Origin of the sequence: Microbacterium album (assembly GCF_014643695.1) — a bacterium.
Taxonomy (GTDB): Bacteria; Actinomycetota; Actinomycetes; order Actinomycetales; family Microbacteriaceae; genus Microbacterium; species Microbacterium album.
The window spans coordinates 194,392-210,336 of record NZ_BMJY01000005.1; the positions used below are offsets into that span (position 1 = coordinate 194,392).

The window sequence follows — 15,945 nt, forward strand, 5'->3', positions numbered from 1 at the left end:
CTCGTCAAGATCCGTCGACCGCTGCCGGCCGGCGGATCATTCCCTGCTGCGCCACCGAGGCGACGTGCACGCCGGCCTCGCTGAAGTAGTCGCCCTTCACGAGCGCTCGACCACGACTGTGGGACACCAGTCGAATGCTGCACAGCAGCCACTCGTCGGCTCGGGCGTCGGCATGGAACCACATCGCGTGATCGAGACTCGCCGTCGTCAAACCCGGATCGGTCCAGGCGAGTCCCGAGGCGCGCAGCGCAGGCTCGAGCATGCCGTAATCGCACAGATAGATGAGCGCGAGCCGGTGCGCATCCGCTTCGTCCGGCAGCGCCTCGAATGCCCGGGCCCAGTACCGCACCTCGCGCGCGCGCTCGCCGGTGGGCTGCGCGTACAAGGGAAGCCCGAGGTGACGGATGTCGAATCCCCTGCCGTGGGCCCAGTAGGCGGCCGCAGGATCGGCCAGCCCGCTGACCCACTCGGCGGACGTGGCCAGCCCGGTCGGCCCCTCCACGTCGGGCGCGCTTTCCGACAACAGGTCGGACGTCTCTCCGACGTGGAAGGAGCACAGCGCACTCAACACGACGCGTCCGCCTTCCGCGCCGGTCACGCGGCGAGACGAGTACGACTTGCCGTCCCGGAGGCGCTCGACGCGATACTCGATGCTCCCGCCGACCGTCGCCGGGGCGACGAAGAGCGAGTGAGTCGCATGCAGCGCTCGGTCCGGCGCAACGGTGCGCATCGCCGCAGCCGCCGCCTGCGCGAGCAAATCGCCCCCGTAGGACTTCGCCCAGGGCACCGTCTGCGTGCGTGCGAGGAAGACGTCCTCGCCGATCGGCTCCAGTGTGATGGCTGCCCGGAAGCCAGCGATGCCGCTCACGCGCGCCGGAATCCCGAGAGCGTCTCATCCGGGACGTCTTCGAGGTTGACCACGATGTTGTCCGGCGTACGCGCGGTCAGCCAGACGAGCTCCTCCGTCGTGCTCATGTTGGCCTCCACGTGCGGCATGTAGGGCGGAACGAATACGAAGTCTCCCGCGGCCATGTCGACCCACTGGGCATAGTCCGCTCCGTAGTAGATCCGCGCGCGACCGCGGAGGACGTAGCCCCCGGTCTCCGCCTCGCCGTGGTGGTGCGGCAGAGAGCGGAAGCCCGGCTCGTTGCTCACCCGGCCGAACCAGATCTTCGTCGCAGGGGTGTGGTCGACGCTCACTCCGGAGACGCGGTGCGCGCCGCCGGAGTCGGCCGTGTCGGTGTGCTCTTCGCCGGCCCGGGTGACGACGGGCATGACGGTTGCGTCGATGGTCATGGCGTTCCTTTCTCTGCGGCGCCCCTATGCGCCGACGTCGATGAGGTGCTCGAAGGCGAGGCCCAGGTCGGTGACCGCCACGGCGATCGGGGCGAGCGCCGCGAGGGCCGCGGCCCTCGTCGCGGGCGCGAGCCCTGGTCGCGCGACGAGCAGCTTCAGCTCGCCGTAGAGGCGCATCAGGTGGGCCTCTTCCTCGGTGAGCTCCGCGCCCAGAAGATCAGTCGTCATCTCGTGCCCTCCAACCCTTTCGCTATGTCAGTCGACCGGCCGCAGATCCGTGAGGCGTCGTGCTTTGAGCTCGAATCTGGGCAGCTCACCCGCCGTGCGGCGCCGTACATGGAACCTGAGACCCTCGTGCGCGTCTGCGAGCTCCGTCTGCAGGGCGGCCGCGAGCACGTCCCACCGGGAGTCGACGAAGCCCTCCACCGTCTCGACGTGCAGCGAGATCTCATCGCGGATGCCCTCACGAGTGATCTCGACCTGGAACTCGTCGACCTCCCCGAACTGCCGCACGATCCCTTCGATCGCGCGCGGGTAGACGTTCGTCCCGCGAACGAGCTTCATATCGTCCACCCGGCCGATGATCCCGCCCTCGTACAGATCCCACGTACGCCCGTTCGATGCGGCGGTGTGCGGCATCTTCACGACGAGATCCTTGGTCCGATAGCGCAGCAGCGGGATCATGCTGCGGCCGAAGGACGTCGTCACGCGCTCTCCCGCCTCGCCGTAAGGGAGTTCGCTGCCCGTGTCAGGGTCGACGACCTGCTCGATGAAGTGGTCCTCGATGATGTGACAGCCGCCGGGCTGGTCCTCGGGCTCGAACATGAAGATCGTCGAGATCTCGGTCATCCCCGCGGTGTCGTGCACCTTCGCCCCCCACTGCGCCTCGATGAGATCGCGCGTGGCGCGAGGCGTCGGCTCCCCCGACAGAATGACCACGCGGACCGGCGAGTCCTTCAGATCGAGGCCGAGGACCTCCGCTTCCTGCGCCATGCGCAGCGCATAAGTGGGCGTGGACGCCACCACCGTCACGCCGAAGTCCACGATCTGCTTGACGCGCGTCGTTGTCGTCTGGGCGCCACCGGGGATGGTCAGCGCCCCCAGCTTCTCAAGCCCATTGTGCAGCCCCCAGAACCCGATGAACGATCCGTAACCGAAGGCCACGTACCCGATGTCGTGCGGCCTGACGCCCGCCCCCCACAGGGCATAGCTCCACATCTCCGCGGCCCATGCCCAGTCTTTTCGGGAGTCGAGCGCCCGCAACGGCTGCTTACCGCTCGTGCCACTCGTCGTGTGCAATCGGATCGCCGCCTCGGCGCCCGCCACGGGCAACTCACCGTAAGGGGGATGGGTGGCCTGGCTCTCCATCCACTCCTCGCGCGTGAGGAACGGGATGCGCTCGATGTCCGCCCAGGAGCGCAGCTGCTCGGGCTCGAACCCGGCACCCGCGAACTTCCGCCGGTAGAAGGGGCTGCGTGCCTGCGCCCACTCCGCCACCCGACGCAGCTTCGCCAACTGAAGCGCGCGCAGCTGCTCACGCGGAAGCGTCTCCGTCTTGGGGTTCCAATAAGGGGAAGTGGACATGGGCACCTCGCGCGTGGTCGTGGATGAGCAGGGCTCGAAGTCCCTGCGAATGTATCACTCTCCTGACGCGCGTCAATGTTTCGGAATGTAAACAATGCGTTTCCCGCGCTGCGCGCCGCCACGGACGGGCACCGCGGCAACGCGACCCGGAATCGCGGGGTCCGTAATCTCCTCGTCGCGTGACGGGCGCTAGTGTTGCGACACGCCGCGCATCCGCGGGACCCAGACGAAAGGCACTCATGACCGACGACGGCGAGCTCACCTTCAGCATCCGAGGCGTGGCGGACATCGAGACCCACGGCAGAGCCGGCCTTACTGAACTCACTCAGCTGGTCGAGAGCGCAGGCTTCGACATGATCTGGAGCGGAAACGACTTCCTCTCGGGCGGCGGACTCGCCACCCTGACGGCGATGCTCTGGGTCTCCGAACGCCTCAAGGTGGCATCGGGCGTGCTGGACCCGGTCACGCTTCATCCTGGTCAGATCGCGCAGTTCGCCTCGGGCTTGCAGTGGCTCTCAGACGATCGCTTCATCCTCGGGCTGGGCGCCGGCTCGGAGGAGTTCTTCAAGTGGGCCAGCATCCCGCACGACAAGCCCGTGCCGCGCACTCGCTCGGCCCTGCTCGCCATCCGCGCACTCACGGAAGGCAGGGATCTGAGCACAGAATCCCGCGCCGGCGGCCCGTGGCTGCCGACGGCACGACTGCACCACCCTCGCGCCGTGCCGATCTACGTCGGAGCGATGGGACCCCGAATGCTGGAGATGGCCGGCCGATATGCGGACGGCGTGATCGCGCTCGCGCTTCCCCCTCGATACGTCTTCGAGGTGGTGAAACATGTGAGGCGCGGCGCCGACGCCGCCGGGCGCGACATGGCGGATATCGACGTCGCGGCAGGTGTGTGGTGCGGCGTGTCGGAACGACCCGAGGACGCCCGGGCCGGGCTACGGAGGCACATCGCCCTCATGAGCGGTTCCCTCTCGGTCGACGCGCTGCTCTCCAGCGGGCTCGACCCCGAGGAGTTCGCGCACGTCCAGTCACTGCTCGACAGCGGCCGGGAGGACGACGCGATCGCCGCGGTCACGCCGGGGATGATGGAGCTCGCGTTCGTCGGAGGACCGAACGAGGTCATCGATCAGTGCGCTCCACTCGTCGCGGCCGGCGTCCGGCACATATCGTTCGGCATGCCGGGCGTGGCGCAGAAGGCGGAGGCGATCCGACTCCTGGGGCACAAGGTGATTCCAGAGCTGCGCCGCATGGCCGCCGAGTGAGCCCCGACTCCCAGGATCGAGCCCGCCAAGATCTTTCACTCTTGTGGCGAACGCCACGCTTTTGTAACACTGACTAAACATGCCGAAACGTGGTAGTGACATCCGATCGGTAAGACTGAGGCGATCGCAACGAAGCGCCGCCCGCGATCGAGTCCCTGCTCCCCCGCCAGCGCCCTGCCGCCTACCCTCAGGAGTTATCCCGTGATCGAACCCCAGACGCGCACCCGATTCGGCCTTCTGGCCGTCGCGCTCACGAGCACTGCTCTCGTTCTGACCGCCTGCTCGGCTGACGCCCCCGAGACGCCGAGTGCCCCGGCCGCCGGCACGAACGAGGTCTACGACATGCTGCCCGACGCCATCAAGGAGGCCGGCGTCATCAGGGCGGGAGGCCTGTTTCAGACGCCGCCCGTGCTCGGCGCGGCGGCAGACGACCCCACCACGCCCGTGGGCATCGCCCCGGACCTCGCCGCAAAGATCGAGCCGATCCTGGGAGTGCGAATCGAGTTCGTCGACACCCAGTGGCCCAACCAGATCCCCGGCCTGCAATCCGGCAATCTCGACGTGCTCTGGGGGCAGATCTCAGACAACGCGGAGCGTGAACGCAGCGCCTTCGACTTCGTGCCCTTCCTCGGCTCTGACCAGGGCCTCCTCACCCAGGCCGGCAACCCCCAGGGCATCGACAGCATCGCCTCGATGTGCGGGCTCACGCTCGCGCTCCCGAACGGCGGGAATCAGGGCGAGATCGTCGCAGCAATCAGCGCCGAGAGGTGCGAGGCGGCAGGTGAGCCCGCGATCCGGCAGCTTCCCCTTCAGGGTGGCGCCGACGCCTACTCTGCGGTCAAGGCGGGCACAGCGGACGCGTGGATGGACGTGCGATCCTCCGTGGAGCAGGTCGCCGCCTCCGACACCGCGTTCGAGGTCGTCCACGTCGACATCGAGGAGATCCCGCTCGAGATGCGCAACGTCAGCGGCATCGCGGTATCGAAGGAGAACCCCGGCCTCACCGAGGCCCTCTTCGAGGCGATGAGCCGGATCGTGGAGGACGGCGAGTACCTTGCCGTGCTCGAGGAGTACGACGTCGCGGCAGACGCGATCCCCGAGGAGCTGTTCTCGATCAACCCGTTCACGAACACGCCCGTCGGCGAGATGGCCGGCTGACCCGGTGGCCGGGGCGGAGCGACCCTCCACCCCGGCCGCCCTGACCCATGAAGGGCTTGACGCGATGACCGCGAGTATCTTCCCCACCACGAAGTCGACCCCGACGATCAAACCTCCCAAGCTCAACGTCGTCCCGGTGCGCCACTTCGGCCGGGGCACGTTCGCGGTGGTCGTGAGCATCCTGATCCTGCTCGCCGCGAAGGGACTGATCGACAATCCGAACTTCGACTGGTCCATCGTCGGCCGGTTCCTCTTCAGCGACGCGATCCTGCGGGGCCTGTGGAGCACGCTGATGATCACGCTGGTCTCCATGGTGCTGATCCTCGTGGTGTCCGTCGTGATAGCCGTCATGCGGATCTCGAAGAGCTGGATCCTGAGCGGCTTCGCCGCCGGATACTCGTTCTTCTTCCGCGCTGTGCCGCCCATCGTCCTGCTGATCTTCATCGGCAACCTCGGGCTGTTTTTCTCGCACTTCGAGCTGAGCGTGCCCTTCACGGAGGTGACGCTCTTCTCGGTGCCGGTCAAGGACGTCATGACGCCTTTCACGGCGTCCGTGCTCGGGCTCACGCTGGCCGGATCGGGCTACGTCTCGGAGATCATCCGCGCCGGCCTGTTGTCTGTCGGTCGCGGTCAGCACGAGGCCTCGGCAGCGCTCGGCCTCAGCGGGGCGCAGTCGCTGCGCCACATCATCCTGCCTCAGGCGCTGAAGGTGCTCATCCCGCCCATGGGCAACGAGTTCATCGGCCTCATCAAGGCTGTCGCGCTCGTGTCGGTGATCGGCGGCGGCGACATCCTCACGGTGGCGAACGGGATCGGCGCCAACACCTTCCGACCGCTCGAGATGCTCATGGTGGTCGCGATCTGGTACCTCATCGTCGTCGCGGTGCTCAGCGTGGGCCAGTACTTCCTCGAGCGCCGAATCAACAAGGAGCGCTGACCATGGACCGCAGGAACGCAGCCATTCCCGACCCCGTTGCGCTCGTCCCACACGACGTCTCGATCTCCATCAGGAACGTGGACAAGTACTACGGCGGAAACCAGGTTCTGTTCGACATCAACCTGGACGTCAAGCGCGAGGAGGTCGTCTGCCTGATCGGCCCCTCGGGATCTGGCAAGAGCACTCTGCTGCGCTGCATCAACCACCTCGAGACGATCAACACCGGCAGCATCGTCGCCGCGGGCGAGATCGTGGGCTACCGCATGCATCGGGGCCGGCTCCATGAACTACGTCCGAAGGACGTGGGCCGGCAGCGCGCGAAAGTCGGCATGGTGTTCCAGCAGTTCAATCTCTTCCCGCATCTCACCGCGCTGCAGAACATCACGCTGGCGCCGCGCAAGGTGAAACGGGAAGACATGGCAGCCACGACGGCGTATGCCAAGGAGTTGCTCGCCCGCGTCGGCCTCGCCGGCAAGGAGAACAGCTATCCGGGTCAACTCTCGGGCGGACAGCAGCAGCGGGTCGCCATCGCCCGCGCCATGGCCATGCGGCCCGAGATCATGCTGTTCGACGAACCTACGAGCGCACTGGATCCGGAGCTCGTCGGGGAGGTCCTGTCGGTCATGAAGGACCTCGCCCAGACGGGTGGCAAGACGATGGTCGTCGTCACGCATGAGATGGGCTTCGCCCGCGAGGTCGCCGACCGCGTCGTGTTCATGGACGCGGGGCGCATCATCGAGGCCGGCGCGCCCGAGCAGGTGCTCGGCGACCCGCGACACGAACGCACGAAGGCGTTCATCTCCGCAGTGCTCCACTGAGCGATTCACGAGGAACGGAAAGACCATGACTATGACAGACACGGCTGCGGGCAGCGCGCTCGAGGAGGACTCGCTCGGCCTCGAGCCCAAGACGACCGCCGAGGCGATCCTCCGCAACACGGACCGCATTCTGCCCGTGATCGCCGAGGAAGCCGACGAGATCGAGCGCATCGCACGCCTCACACCACGCGCGGAACGCATCATGCGCGCAGCCGGAGTCTTCGAGTTGGGCTTCGGGAAGCACCGTGGCGGCGTCGAAGCCACCCTGCGCGAACAGGTCGAGGCAACGGCGAAGGTGTCGGCTATCGACGCCGGAGCGGGCTGGAACGTTGGCGTGCTCAACGCCGGCGGCTACTACGCCACACGCCTTCCGCAGGACGGGTTCGACGAGTTGTATGGCGACACGCTCGACCACCCCACCAGCGGGGCGTTCCACCCGCCGGGCCGGGCCGAGGTCGTGGACGGCGGATTCATGGTGACCGGGAACTGGGGATGGGGCTCCGGAAGCTACTCCGCCGACTACATCGTCGGCGGATGCCTCGTGTTCAAGGACGGGCAGCCCATGCCGGGCGTCAGCGGCCGCCAGGCCCTCTACGGTCTCTACCTGCCCAAGGAGGCGATCGTCGTCGCTCATGACTGGCAGACGCTCGGCGTGCGCGGCTCCGGCAGCACCTCCTATTCGATTCCGGAACCCACGTTTGTACCGGCCCGGCACTCCTTCGACCGTGAGCCCCTCGATGACGGCGACAAGGACCCGCTGAACAAGTCGGTCCACATCGCCTTCTTCGGGCTAACGGGCGTCGCGCTCGGCGTCGCCGAGCACGCCGTCCGGCTGGCCGCGGAGTATCTCCGCGTGCGCTACGAGTCCAGCCCCACACGCGTCGACGCCAACATGCTGCAGTGCCTGGGAGAAGCGGCGTCAGAGGTCGAGTTCGCCTACGCGGGCGTTCGCGCCGCTGCCGATGCCGTGGATGAAGTGCTGTTCACCCCGGGGAGAGCGCTCAGCCCCCTGGAACTCGCCCGGATGGTGACCGCGAACCAGCAGGCGGCGATCGCGTTGCGCCGCGTACTGAATCTGGCCAGCGAGGTCGCGCAGTCCTCGTACATCCTGGACCGCGAGCCGCTTCAGCGAGTCCTGCGGGACGGGTTCTCCGCGCTGGCGCACGCCGGCACACGCCGCGCGGGACTTCAGATGGTCGGCAAGGCACACGTCGAGAGCGCCGCGACCGACTGGGTCCTGTGACGCGGGTCCGGCAAGCAAGCCGGATCCCATTCCTATCGGCGCGGAGTGCGCCACCCCCGAAGAAGGAGAAGCCGTTGATCATCGTCCACGCCGAGATGCCCATCAACCCAGCCAAGAAGGCAGAGGTCGAGAGCCGGGGCGCCGAGTTCGCTGCGACATGTCGTGCCGAGGAGGGCGCCGTCGATTACCAGCTGTCATGGAAGTTCGGTGAGCCCGCCACGCTTCAGCTCGTGGAGCACTGGGACACCCTCGAGGCCTATAAGACCCACACGACACAGCCCCACGTGCACGATTGGGCGGCGTGGATCCCGGGACAGGCCGCGGGCGCCCTGGAGGTCGGTCGCTACCACGTGGAACCCGTCGAACCGCAGGGCTTCTAGGTCCAGACTGTCGAAGCGACCCGGCCGCCCCCAGGGTGGCCGGGTCGCTTCTATGCGGGCCCCTACTCGTCCACGATCGACAGGCGCACGACCGTGCGCTCGGGCCCGTCTGAGCACGTCGTGATGGGCCTGTCCGTGCGGATCCACTCCTCCGTGGTCATGCTGTCGGGCCGCGTGGCGAGCAAGCCGAGCATCTGATTCACGATGTAGAGACAGATGCCCCCCGCAGGAGTGCGAGTCAGCTTCCCATCCACGATGTCGAAGGCGTCGCCAGGCACGTATCCGCACATCGAGTAGCTGGTCGACTCCACCGTGCAGCGAATGTGCTGCGGCTTCGTGCTCGTCACTGCGAGACCTCCTCGATGATCTCCATCTTCACGATGACCTGCTCCTCGGCGTCGGGACCGAGCAGGTACGGCTTGCGATTGATCCACGACTGCGGGTCCGTCGTCGTCTGCTTCTCGAGCAGCACCGGCACGACGGCGCTCAAGAGGTAGAGGGGAAACGCCTTGCCCGGAGGGACCACGATCTTATGCGGGTGGATTTCGAAGCAATCGCCCACCGCGGCACCGTGCTTCGCGTTCTCCGCCTTGACGACCGTGACCCGGATGTTCTGGAGCGTCATGTTCCGTCAGTTCCCTCTCACTGCCGAGGCCGCCGCCGCCGCCGCGCGATCGGCCATCGAAACGTACGTCGCCGCCGAGTCGGGCAATCCCACGACGCGATTCCCGTAGCGTACGACGGCCCGGAAGCCGGGGCCGTCCAGGAGGGCCCCGGCCAACGAGACCGCGTCGGTCGCCTCCAGCACGAGGACGGGGATATCGGCGCGCTCCGACCGGGGGTGGACGACGCGAAGACCCGGCGCCTGCGCACCGACCCCCGCGAGGGTGCGGGCTGCGAAATCCGCAAGCCGCGCGGTGCGCGCGGCCACCGATTGCGGGAGGCACCGCCCCGTCAGCGCCTCGGGCGAAGTGTCTCCCGGGAGCCACACACCCGCTTGGATACGGCGACCGTCCAGCAATGAGCTGTGGGTGCTCCAGAACACCGCGGCGACGCCTTCCGTGGGCGGCGCTTGCACCCAGTCGAGTGCGCCGGTCCAGTCCCAGATCACCTTGGCGCCGACCGCGACGCCGGCTGCGGTCAAAGAGCCCACGTCGAGCACTGCTCCCGTACGGACGTCGGCGGCGCGGAACACGAGGATCTGGTACTCGTGGCCGTACCACGACACGAAGTCGAGCAGGTCGTCGCTGCGCAGGGCATCCTCGCCGGGAACGGGACGGTATCGGTTGTGGCGCCCAACGGGGAGCGGAAGCGTCTCGACGAGGGTAGCGGCGGCCTGCTCCAACGCGGCCGGGCTCATCCAGGGGTGCTCGATCCGGTCCTGCGGAGCACGGGGGTGAAAATGAGCAGCGAGCAGTTCATCGAAACGGAGCCGCCCTGTGTCCTCCCCCGTCAGGCTCTCGTGGTCCGGCAGGCGGATCGGGGCCGCGGGCCGACCGAGCGGGGCGTCCGCGAGATCGTATTCCCGCGCGTGTGCTCGGGCCGTCGCGAGATCCATCGCGGGAGCCGTGACGAACGCGTCCGTCATGTTCGTTCCTTTCGCTGGAGAGTTCAGGCCCAGATCGGCTCGCCACCCGTGACCCAGAGGACCTCGCCGGTAAGAGCCTCACTCTCGATCAGAGTCACCGCGACGTCCGCCACCTGCGCCGACGTCGGGAAGTCAGGAAGCGCCATCCGTTCGCGCAACGCGCGCTCGGCGGCAGACATTTCCGGTGAGAGCTCGCGCTCATCCCCCTGGTCCAACACCCGTCCCGGTGCCACGACGTTGGCGTGGATGCCGTAGCGTCCCTCCTCGAGCGCCAGGTACCGGGTCAGCGCGGTGCCCGCTGCCTTCGCCGCACCGTACGCACCGAAACCGGGAACGGCCCGGGCCATGAGCGCGCCGGCGACGTACAGGATTCGTCCGTAACGGTGCTCCCGCATGGACGGGACGAGTCGCGCACACAGTGCGGCGTGGGCCGCGACCGCAGCGAGCTCCCCCCGGATGCGCGCGGCACTCGCGTCGGCCACGGGGACCGGTGCCAAGCGGGGATGGGCCGCGTTGACGAGGATCGCCACCGCGCCGAGCCGCTGCTCCACGGCACGCACCGCAGCATCGAGGGCCGCCGTGTCGGTGAGGTCGGCCTGAACCGCGACAATGCTCCCGTCACTGGCTCCCGCCACAAGGGCCTCTGCCGCGGCCGCATCGCTGCGGTAGAGCGCCGCCACACTGGCACCACGGGAAGCCAGCGCTCGAACGGTCGCTCGCCCGATCGGCCCTGTCGCGCCCGCGACGAGGGCGACGCGACCGGCAAGGGGCTGCGGCCCCGCATCCGCCGCGTTCGACTCAGTCATCGACGGCCTCCGTCGAACGCGGCCTGGACTGCCGGAAACGTCGGCGCAAGCGGATCGATCACGTCGTAGTGGTCCGCCTCGAGCAGAACGAGGTCGATCCGCTCCGATCGCCTCGCGAAAGCCGCCGAGTGCTGCCATGGGACATCGACGTCTCTCGTGCCGTGCACGAGGGTGATGTCGCACTCGGGGAGCGGCTGGACGAGGGGGTCGATCTCCTCGATCGCCTCGCCGGCGGGCGCCGGAACGCCGAGGAACCCGGCCACCGCTCCGTCCGAGAGCCGGGCCGCGTGCGCCGCGGCCACGTCCAGCACCCCGGCGAGCGATACCAGCCGCGCCGGCGGCTGCGTCGCCCTGGCCGCCGCGAGCACGGCGAGGTGAGCGCCGGCCGAGTGCCCCGCGAGGGTGACCTCCCCGGGCGCAACGCCCAGCTGATGCGGAACGACGGCGAGGACCTCCATGACGTCCTCGAGAGAACCCGGCCAGCCCCCGCCCGGGTTCCCCACCCGGCGGTACTCAGGAACGGCGACGCGTCGGCCCCCGCGCGCAAGCGCTGCGGCGAGCACCCTCAGATGCAGACGATCGTACCTCGCTCGCCAGAAGCCGCCGTGGATCAGGATCGCCGGAGGCCGGGTCTCCTCGCCCGGAGGCAGGAACAGGTCGACGTGTCCCCACTCATGGGCGGCATAGGTCGCCCGCGCGTCCGGTGGCGGTACGGGGCGCTCGAGCACGTGCATGTCAGCCGTCGCGAACGCTGGTGAATGCAGACGCGTGGAAGACCAGCGGGCGCAGATCCGGGTTGAGCCCGAGTCCATCGACCTCGAGCAGCACCAGGGAGTGGTCGCCGGCCGGGACCTCCGAGTAGAGCGCGCACTCCAGCCATACCGGGGAGCCCAGGAGGAAGAGGGCCCCGGACTCAGCGACGTGCGTTTCGACGCCTTCGAACCGGCGGGACCGGTCCTTGGACGCGATCTGGCGGCAGATCGCATCGTGATCCGAGGCCATGACGGAGACTCCGATGCGGTCCGCGCCTCTGATGAGCGGCCAGGTCGTCGACGTGTTCTGCACGGCGAACGACACGAGCGGGGGGTCAAGAGACACACCGACCGTGAAGGAGGACGCCACGAGGGCCTCGCTCTGTCCTTCGACGACGGCGCCGATGCAGGCGACGCCGGAGGGGAAGAGCGAGAACGTCTGCCGAAGCAACCCGGGGTCGACTCCACGCCTTTCCAGCATCATGCGCTCCTTTCGTCGATCTTCGCTGCCAGTTCCTCGGCGATCGCGGCGATCGCGGTATCCACCTCGCGGAAGGACGTCGACAGCGGGGACAGACCGATGCGTATGCCCGTGGGAGGGCGGAAGTCAGGGAGGATCCCGCGGCACCACAGGCGGTCGATGAGACCGGGGAACGCCTCGTGATCGATCGTCACATGCCCTCCCCGTCTTGTCGCGTCGCGCGGGGACGAAAGGCGGACTCCCAGCCACGTCAGCCGCTCATCGATGAGTTCGACGGCGTACTCGGTGAGCTCCACTGACTTGCGCCGGATGGCCGCGATGCCGGCTTCCTCGATCAGGTCCAGGGTCGCGATCATCGGCGTCATCGCCAGGATCGGGGGCGTCCCGCTGATGAACCGGCGGATGCCCTCGGCCGCTTCGTAGTCGGGTCCCATGCGGAACGAGTCGCGGACGCCCATCCATCCCTGAATCGGCTGCGCGACGGCATGTGGCGCGGCCAGCAGCTCGCGCCTGACGTAGAGGAAGGCCGGTGAACCTGGACCACCGTTGAGGTACTTGTACGTGCAACCGGTCGCGTAGTCGACGCCCCACTCGTCGAGCTCGATCGGCAACACGCCCACCGAATGGCAGAGATCCCAGACGACCAGCCCGCCCGCCGCGTGGACCGCCTCCGTGATCGCCGCCACGTCCGCGACGTAGCCGGACCGGAATGCGACGTGGCTCAGCACCACGACCGCCGTGTCGTCTCCGACCGCGGCGCGCACGTCGTCGACCGTGACTCCCGTGTCCGGGTCCGGATCGATCCAGCGCAGCACGGCACCCGTCTCAGCGGCGATGCCTTGAGCGACATAGCGGTCGGTCGGGAAGTTACCCCGGTCAACCACGATCTCTCGTCGCCCGGGCCGAGCGTCCAGGGCGGAGCGGATGAGCTTGTACAGGCACACGGTCGTCGAGTCGCCCACCGCCGTCTGGCCGGGGCCGGCGCCCAGAACGAGGCGACCGAGCCGATCCCCCAGCGTGACCGGCTGCTCGAACCATCCCTCGTCCCAGCCTCGTATCAGGCGCCGACCCCAGTCCTGGGCGACGAACTCCGACATCCGCTCCTCCAGTGCCCGCACGGGCCGGCCGAGCGAGTTGCCGTCGAGGTAGACGATCGACGGGTCGTCCGCGGCGACGAAGCGGGACCGGAAGGATGCGAGGGGGTCTCGCGCATCGAGCGCGTCGGCCACGCTCACCGTGTCCGGGAAGGTCATGGCTGTCCAATCTCTGTCCGCACGGCGAACAGCTCGGGGAAGAACGTGAGCTCGAGCGCTCGCTGGAGGAAGCCGACGCCACTCGATCCACCGGTCCCGCGTTTCATGCCGATCGTGCGCTGGACTGTTCGGAGATGGCGGAACCGCCAGAACTGGAAATTCTCCTCGAGGTCGACGAGTTCCTCACACGCCTCGTAGACCTCCCAGTTCTCGGTCTCGCGCTCGTATACGGTCGTGAACACGTCGCGCAGTTCCTCGTCGTACACGTGCGCCACCGTCACGTCGCGCTCCACGAGCCGAGCGGGGACGGGCAGGCCCCGACGCGCGAGGTGCCGCAGGAACTGGTCGTACAGGCTCGGGGCCGCCAGCGCGTCGGCGAGCATCCGGTGGTTCTCCGGCTCTCCCTCGAACACCGCGAGCATGCGCGCGTTCTTGTTGCCGAGCGCGAACTCGACGGCACGGTACTGCGCGGACTGGAAGCCCGAGGCGTTGGCGAGGGCTCCGCGGAACTGCGCGTACTCGCTCGGCGTCAGTGTCGCGAGCACGGACCACTGCTCGATCATGGATCGCTGGATGTGCTTCACCCGGGCGATCTTCTTCATCGCTGACCCGAGGTCATCCGCTTCCAGCGCAGAGCACGCCGCGCGAAGCTCGTGCAGCACCAGCTTGAGCCAGAGCTCGGTGGTCTGGTGCTGGATGATGAACAGCATCTCGTCATGGTGCTCCGGGTCGCTCAGCGGGCGCTGCGCGGCGAGCAGGGTGTCGAGCCCCAGGTACCCCGCGTAGGTGAGCTTCTCGCGCAGGTCCGTCACGATGGACGATTCGAGGTCCCGCGTATTCGCCTCTACGGCCATGTCACATCCAAATCGATCATGTTGTCGCCTGCACAGCGCTTCGCGTGATCCCCGTCATCGCCGCGGCCTGCAGGGCTTGATCCCTTCCTACCGATCGGATGTCACGCGCGCGTGTCGACGGATTAACACCGTGTTTCAAAACTTTGACTACCGTCACGTTACCGTCAGACACGACGGACGGTCAAGCTACACCACCGCGCCGAGGCGCCTCCCCGCACGCATGCGCACGCGGTCACGGCTCGCACACCGGGGCTCGCCCGATTCAGCGCATCCCCGCCCGGGACGCCTGAGAGGCCGCACGACTGGGGTTGTCGATGCGCGTACCGGTGACGACGGAGACGTAGTCCGTCGCGGGTCCGCTGAAGCGATCGCGAAGCCGCTGCAGCAGGTCGCTGCTCCGCTCGCCGGGCCAGTCCTCGGGGAGCAGTTCCCGCGGGAGACCCGGATCGATGTAGGGGATGACCCGCCACGTGTCGATACTGCGGATGTAGATGGCGAAAGCCTCGCGCGACGAGACGCCCGACCCGCTTCCATGCGACCCATGCTGCTCGAGAAAGGCATCGTGGTGGGCGCGGATCGCGTCGAGGTCCCACCACTGCCGCACCGCGTCCTCAAGCGCCCCCGCCACCCGGGGGCGCTGCGCCACGAAGACGGTAGCGCGGTCGCGAACGTCCAGATCGACCAGAATGTCCTCGACCTCGTCCAGCAGGTACGCCGGCGCGATCCACAGTGCGGGCGAGACCGTGCCGCACCCGATCCAATGGAGACGGCGTCTGAGCTGGTGGCGGAGGTGCCGGTCTTCCTCCGGGATCGAGAAAGAGACCAGGCACCACAGGCTGTCGCTCTGCATCGAGCGCGGGTGGTAGATCCGCCGGTCCCCGCGCACAAGCATCGGCACAGCGTCGTCGGAGAGACGGTACCCCGCTACGCGGTCGCGCGGCTCCGGAAGGAGGAGCTCCTTCTTCTTGAGACGAGCGATCGCGGTCCGCGCGCGGGGCGCGGGCACATCGAGAGCCTCCATCAGCGTGAGCAGGTCACCCACTGAGATCCACCCGCCCAGCTCACGGAGGTAGATGCCGATGATGCTGCGCAACAGCGACGTCGTGCTCCCCGGCCGGGAGTCAAGATCGTCCAGGATCTCGCCCATGTCGCCCTCTCGCCAAGGTTTCGAGTGTATCTGAGGGGCGACGCCCGACACGTTCCCGGCTTGCTTCGCTCGGCCGAACCCGCGCCCCTCGAAGAGCGTTCGCACGCCGCGGCGCCGGAAAGCCCCGCAACCGAAGGATCTGGAAGGAGAGCGGCGCGTCATGGACCGATCCTTCGATCGACGTGCCGGTGTCACAGCGCCCCGCCACACTGACAACGGTGCTGCGATTGTCGGTGCCCCCGCCGCTCCGAGCATGCGCGCGACGCGCTGTCCATCCACTCGAAGGAGTCTCATGACCGTTCCGATGCGTTTCGGCTACAAGGCGTCGTCCGAGCAGTTCGGGCCGCGCGAGCTGCTGGACTACGCCGTGCTCGCGGAGG

General features: G+C 68.0%; 19 protein-coding genes. 6 read left to right on the forward strand and 13 right to left on the reverse strand.

Annotated features, from left to right (window positions below):
* Positions 1–4: 4 nt before the first annotated feature.
* Genes IEX37_RS08390 through IEX37_RS08405 form a run of 4 tightly spaced genes read right to left on the reverse strand, consistent with a single transcriptional unit; the run spans position 5 to position 2,880 of the window.
* Positions 5–868, reverse strand: coding sequence for an acyl-CoA thioesterase (locus IEX37_RS08390; protein WP_188755807.1), 864 nt, complete (start codon positions 866–868; stop codon positions 5–7).
* Positions 865–1,296, reverse strand: coding sequence for a cupin domain-containing protein (locus IEX37_RS08395; RefSeq protein WP_188755808.1), 432 nt, complete (start codon positions 1,294–1,296; stop codon positions 865–867). Before IEX37_RS08395 ends, IEX37_RS08390 begins: the two co-directional genes overlap by 4 nt.
* Positions 1,297–1,320: 24 nt before the next feature.
* Complete coding sequence (locus tag IEX37_RS08400; RefSeq protein ID WP_188755809.1) at positions 1,321–1,524, reverse strand: hypothetical protein; 204 nt, start codon at positions 1,522–1,524, stop codon at positions 1,321–1,323.
* Positions 1,525–1,551: 27 nt separating this feature from the next.
* A complete protein-coding gene (locus tag IEX37_RS08405) occupies positions 1,552–2,880 on the reverse strand; it encodes a phenylacetate--CoA ligase family protein (RefSeq protein WP_188755810.1) in 1,329 nt (442 codons plus the stop codon).
* A 239-nt stretch (positions 2,881–3,119) separates the two neighbouring features.
* Here IEX37_RS08405 and IEX37_RS08410 point away from each other — a divergent pair, with 239 nt between their 5' ends.
* The 6 genes from IEX37_RS08410 to IEX37_RS08435 all read left to right on the forward strand — a co-directional run bounded on the left by IEX37_RS08410 (position 3,120) and on the right by IEX37_RS08435 (position 8,684).
* A complete protein-coding gene (locus tag IEX37_RS08410) occupies positions 3,120–4,148 on the forward strand; it encodes an LLM class flavin-dependent oxidoreductase (RefSeq protein WP_188755811.1) in 1,029 nt (342 codons plus the stop codon).
* 201 nt (positions 4,149–4,349) lie between these two features.
* Entirely contained in the window at positions 4,350–5,306 is a 957-nt protein-coding gene (locus IEX37_RS08415) for a transporter substrate-binding domain-containing protein (protein ID WP_188755812.1), read from the forward strand.
* 64 nt (positions 5,307–5,370) lie between these two features.
* On the forward strand, positions 5,371–6,243 hold the full coding sequence (locus tag IEX37_RS08420) for an amino acid ABC transporter permease (RefSeq protein WP_188755813.1): 873 nt from the start codon (positions 5,371–5,373) through the stop codon (positions 6,241–6,243).
* A gap of 2 nt (positions 6,244–6,245) precedes the next feature.
* A complete protein-coding gene (locus IEX37_RS08425) occupies positions 6,246–7,061 on the forward strand; it encodes an amino acid ABC transporter ATP-binding protein (protein ID WP_188755814.1) in 816 nt (271 codons plus the stop codon).
* Positions 7,062–7,092: 31 nt separating this feature from the next.
* A complete protein-coding gene (locus IEX37_RS08430; RefSeq protein WP_188755815.1) occupies positions 7,093–8,304 on the forward strand; it encodes an acyl-CoA dehydrogenase family protein in 1,212 nt (403 codons plus the stop codon).
* A 74-nt stretch (positions 8,305–8,378) separates the two neighbouring features.
* Complete coding sequence (locus tag IEX37_RS08435; protein ID WP_188755816.1) at positions 8,379–8,684, forward strand: putative quinol monooxygenase; 306 nt, start codon at positions 8,379–8,381, stop codon at positions 8,682–8,684.
* A gap of 62 nt (positions 8,685–8,746) precedes the next feature.
* Here the strand turns inward: IEX37_RS08435 and IEX37_RS08440 are convergent, their stop codons facing one another.
* From IEX37_RS08440 to IEX37_RS08480, 9 genes are all read right to left on the reverse strand, one after another.
* Entirely contained in the window at positions 8,747–9,031 is a 285-nt protein-coding gene (locus tag IEX37_RS08440; protein ID WP_188755817.1) for a TIGR04076 family protein, read from the reverse strand.
* On the reverse strand, positions 9,028–9,309 hold the full coding sequence (locus IEX37_RS08445) for a TIGR04076 family protein (RefSeq protein ID WP_188755818.1): 282 nt from the start codon (positions 9,307–9,309) through the stop codon (positions 9,028–9,030). The genes IEX37_RS08440 and IEX37_RS08445 overlap by 4 nt, the downstream gene beginning before the upstream one ends.
* Before the next feature lie 6 nt (positions 9,310–9,315).
* Entirely contained in the window at positions 9,316–10,272 is a 957-nt protein-coding gene (locus tag IEX37_RS08450; protein ID WP_188755819.1) for a hypothetical protein, read from the reverse strand.
* A 23-nt stretch (positions 10,273–10,295) separates the two neighbouring features.
* Positions 10,296–11,078, reverse strand: a complete 783-nt coding sequence (locus IEX37_RS08455; protein ID WP_188755820.1) for an SDR family NAD(P)-dependent oxidoreductase — start codon at positions 11,076–11,078, stop codon at positions 10,296–10,298.
* On the reverse strand, positions 11,075–11,812 hold the full coding sequence (locus IEX37_RS08460; protein ID WP_188755821.1) for an alpha/beta hydrolase family protein: 738 nt from the start codon (positions 11,810–11,812) through the stop codon (positions 11,075–11,077). The genes IEX37_RS08455 and IEX37_RS08460 overlap by 4 nt, the downstream gene beginning before the upstream one ends.
* Before the next feature lies 1 nt (position 11,813).
* Positions 11,814–12,311, reverse strand: a complete 498-nt coding sequence (locus IEX37_RS08465) for a flavin reductase family protein (protein WP_188755841.1) — start codon at positions 12,309–12,311, stop codon at positions 11,814–11,816.
* The gene (gene kynU, locus IEX37_RS08470) at positions 12,311–13,564 is read right to left on the reverse strand and encodes a kynureninase (RefSeq protein WP_188755822.1); all 1,254 of its coding nucleotides are present in this window, start codon (positions 13,562–13,564) and stop codon (positions 12,311–12,313) included. The genes IEX37_RS08465 and kynU overlap by 1 nt, the downstream gene beginning before the upstream one ends.
* Entirely contained in the window at positions 13,561–14,418 is an 858-nt protein-coding gene (locus tag IEX37_RS08475; protein WP_188755823.1) for a tryptophan 2,3-dioxygenase, read from the reverse strand. The genes kynU and IEX37_RS08475 overlap by 4 nt, the downstream gene beginning before the upstream one ends.
* A 262-nt stretch (positions 14,419–14,680) precedes the next feature.
* Positions 14,681–15,565: a PaaX family transcriptional regulator gene (locus IEX37_RS08480; RefSeq protein WP_188755824.1), complete on the reverse strand. Its 885-nt coding sequence runs from the start codon at positions 15,563–15,565 to the stop codon at positions 14,681–14,683.
* Positions 15,566–15,945 lie beyond the last annotated feature (380 nt).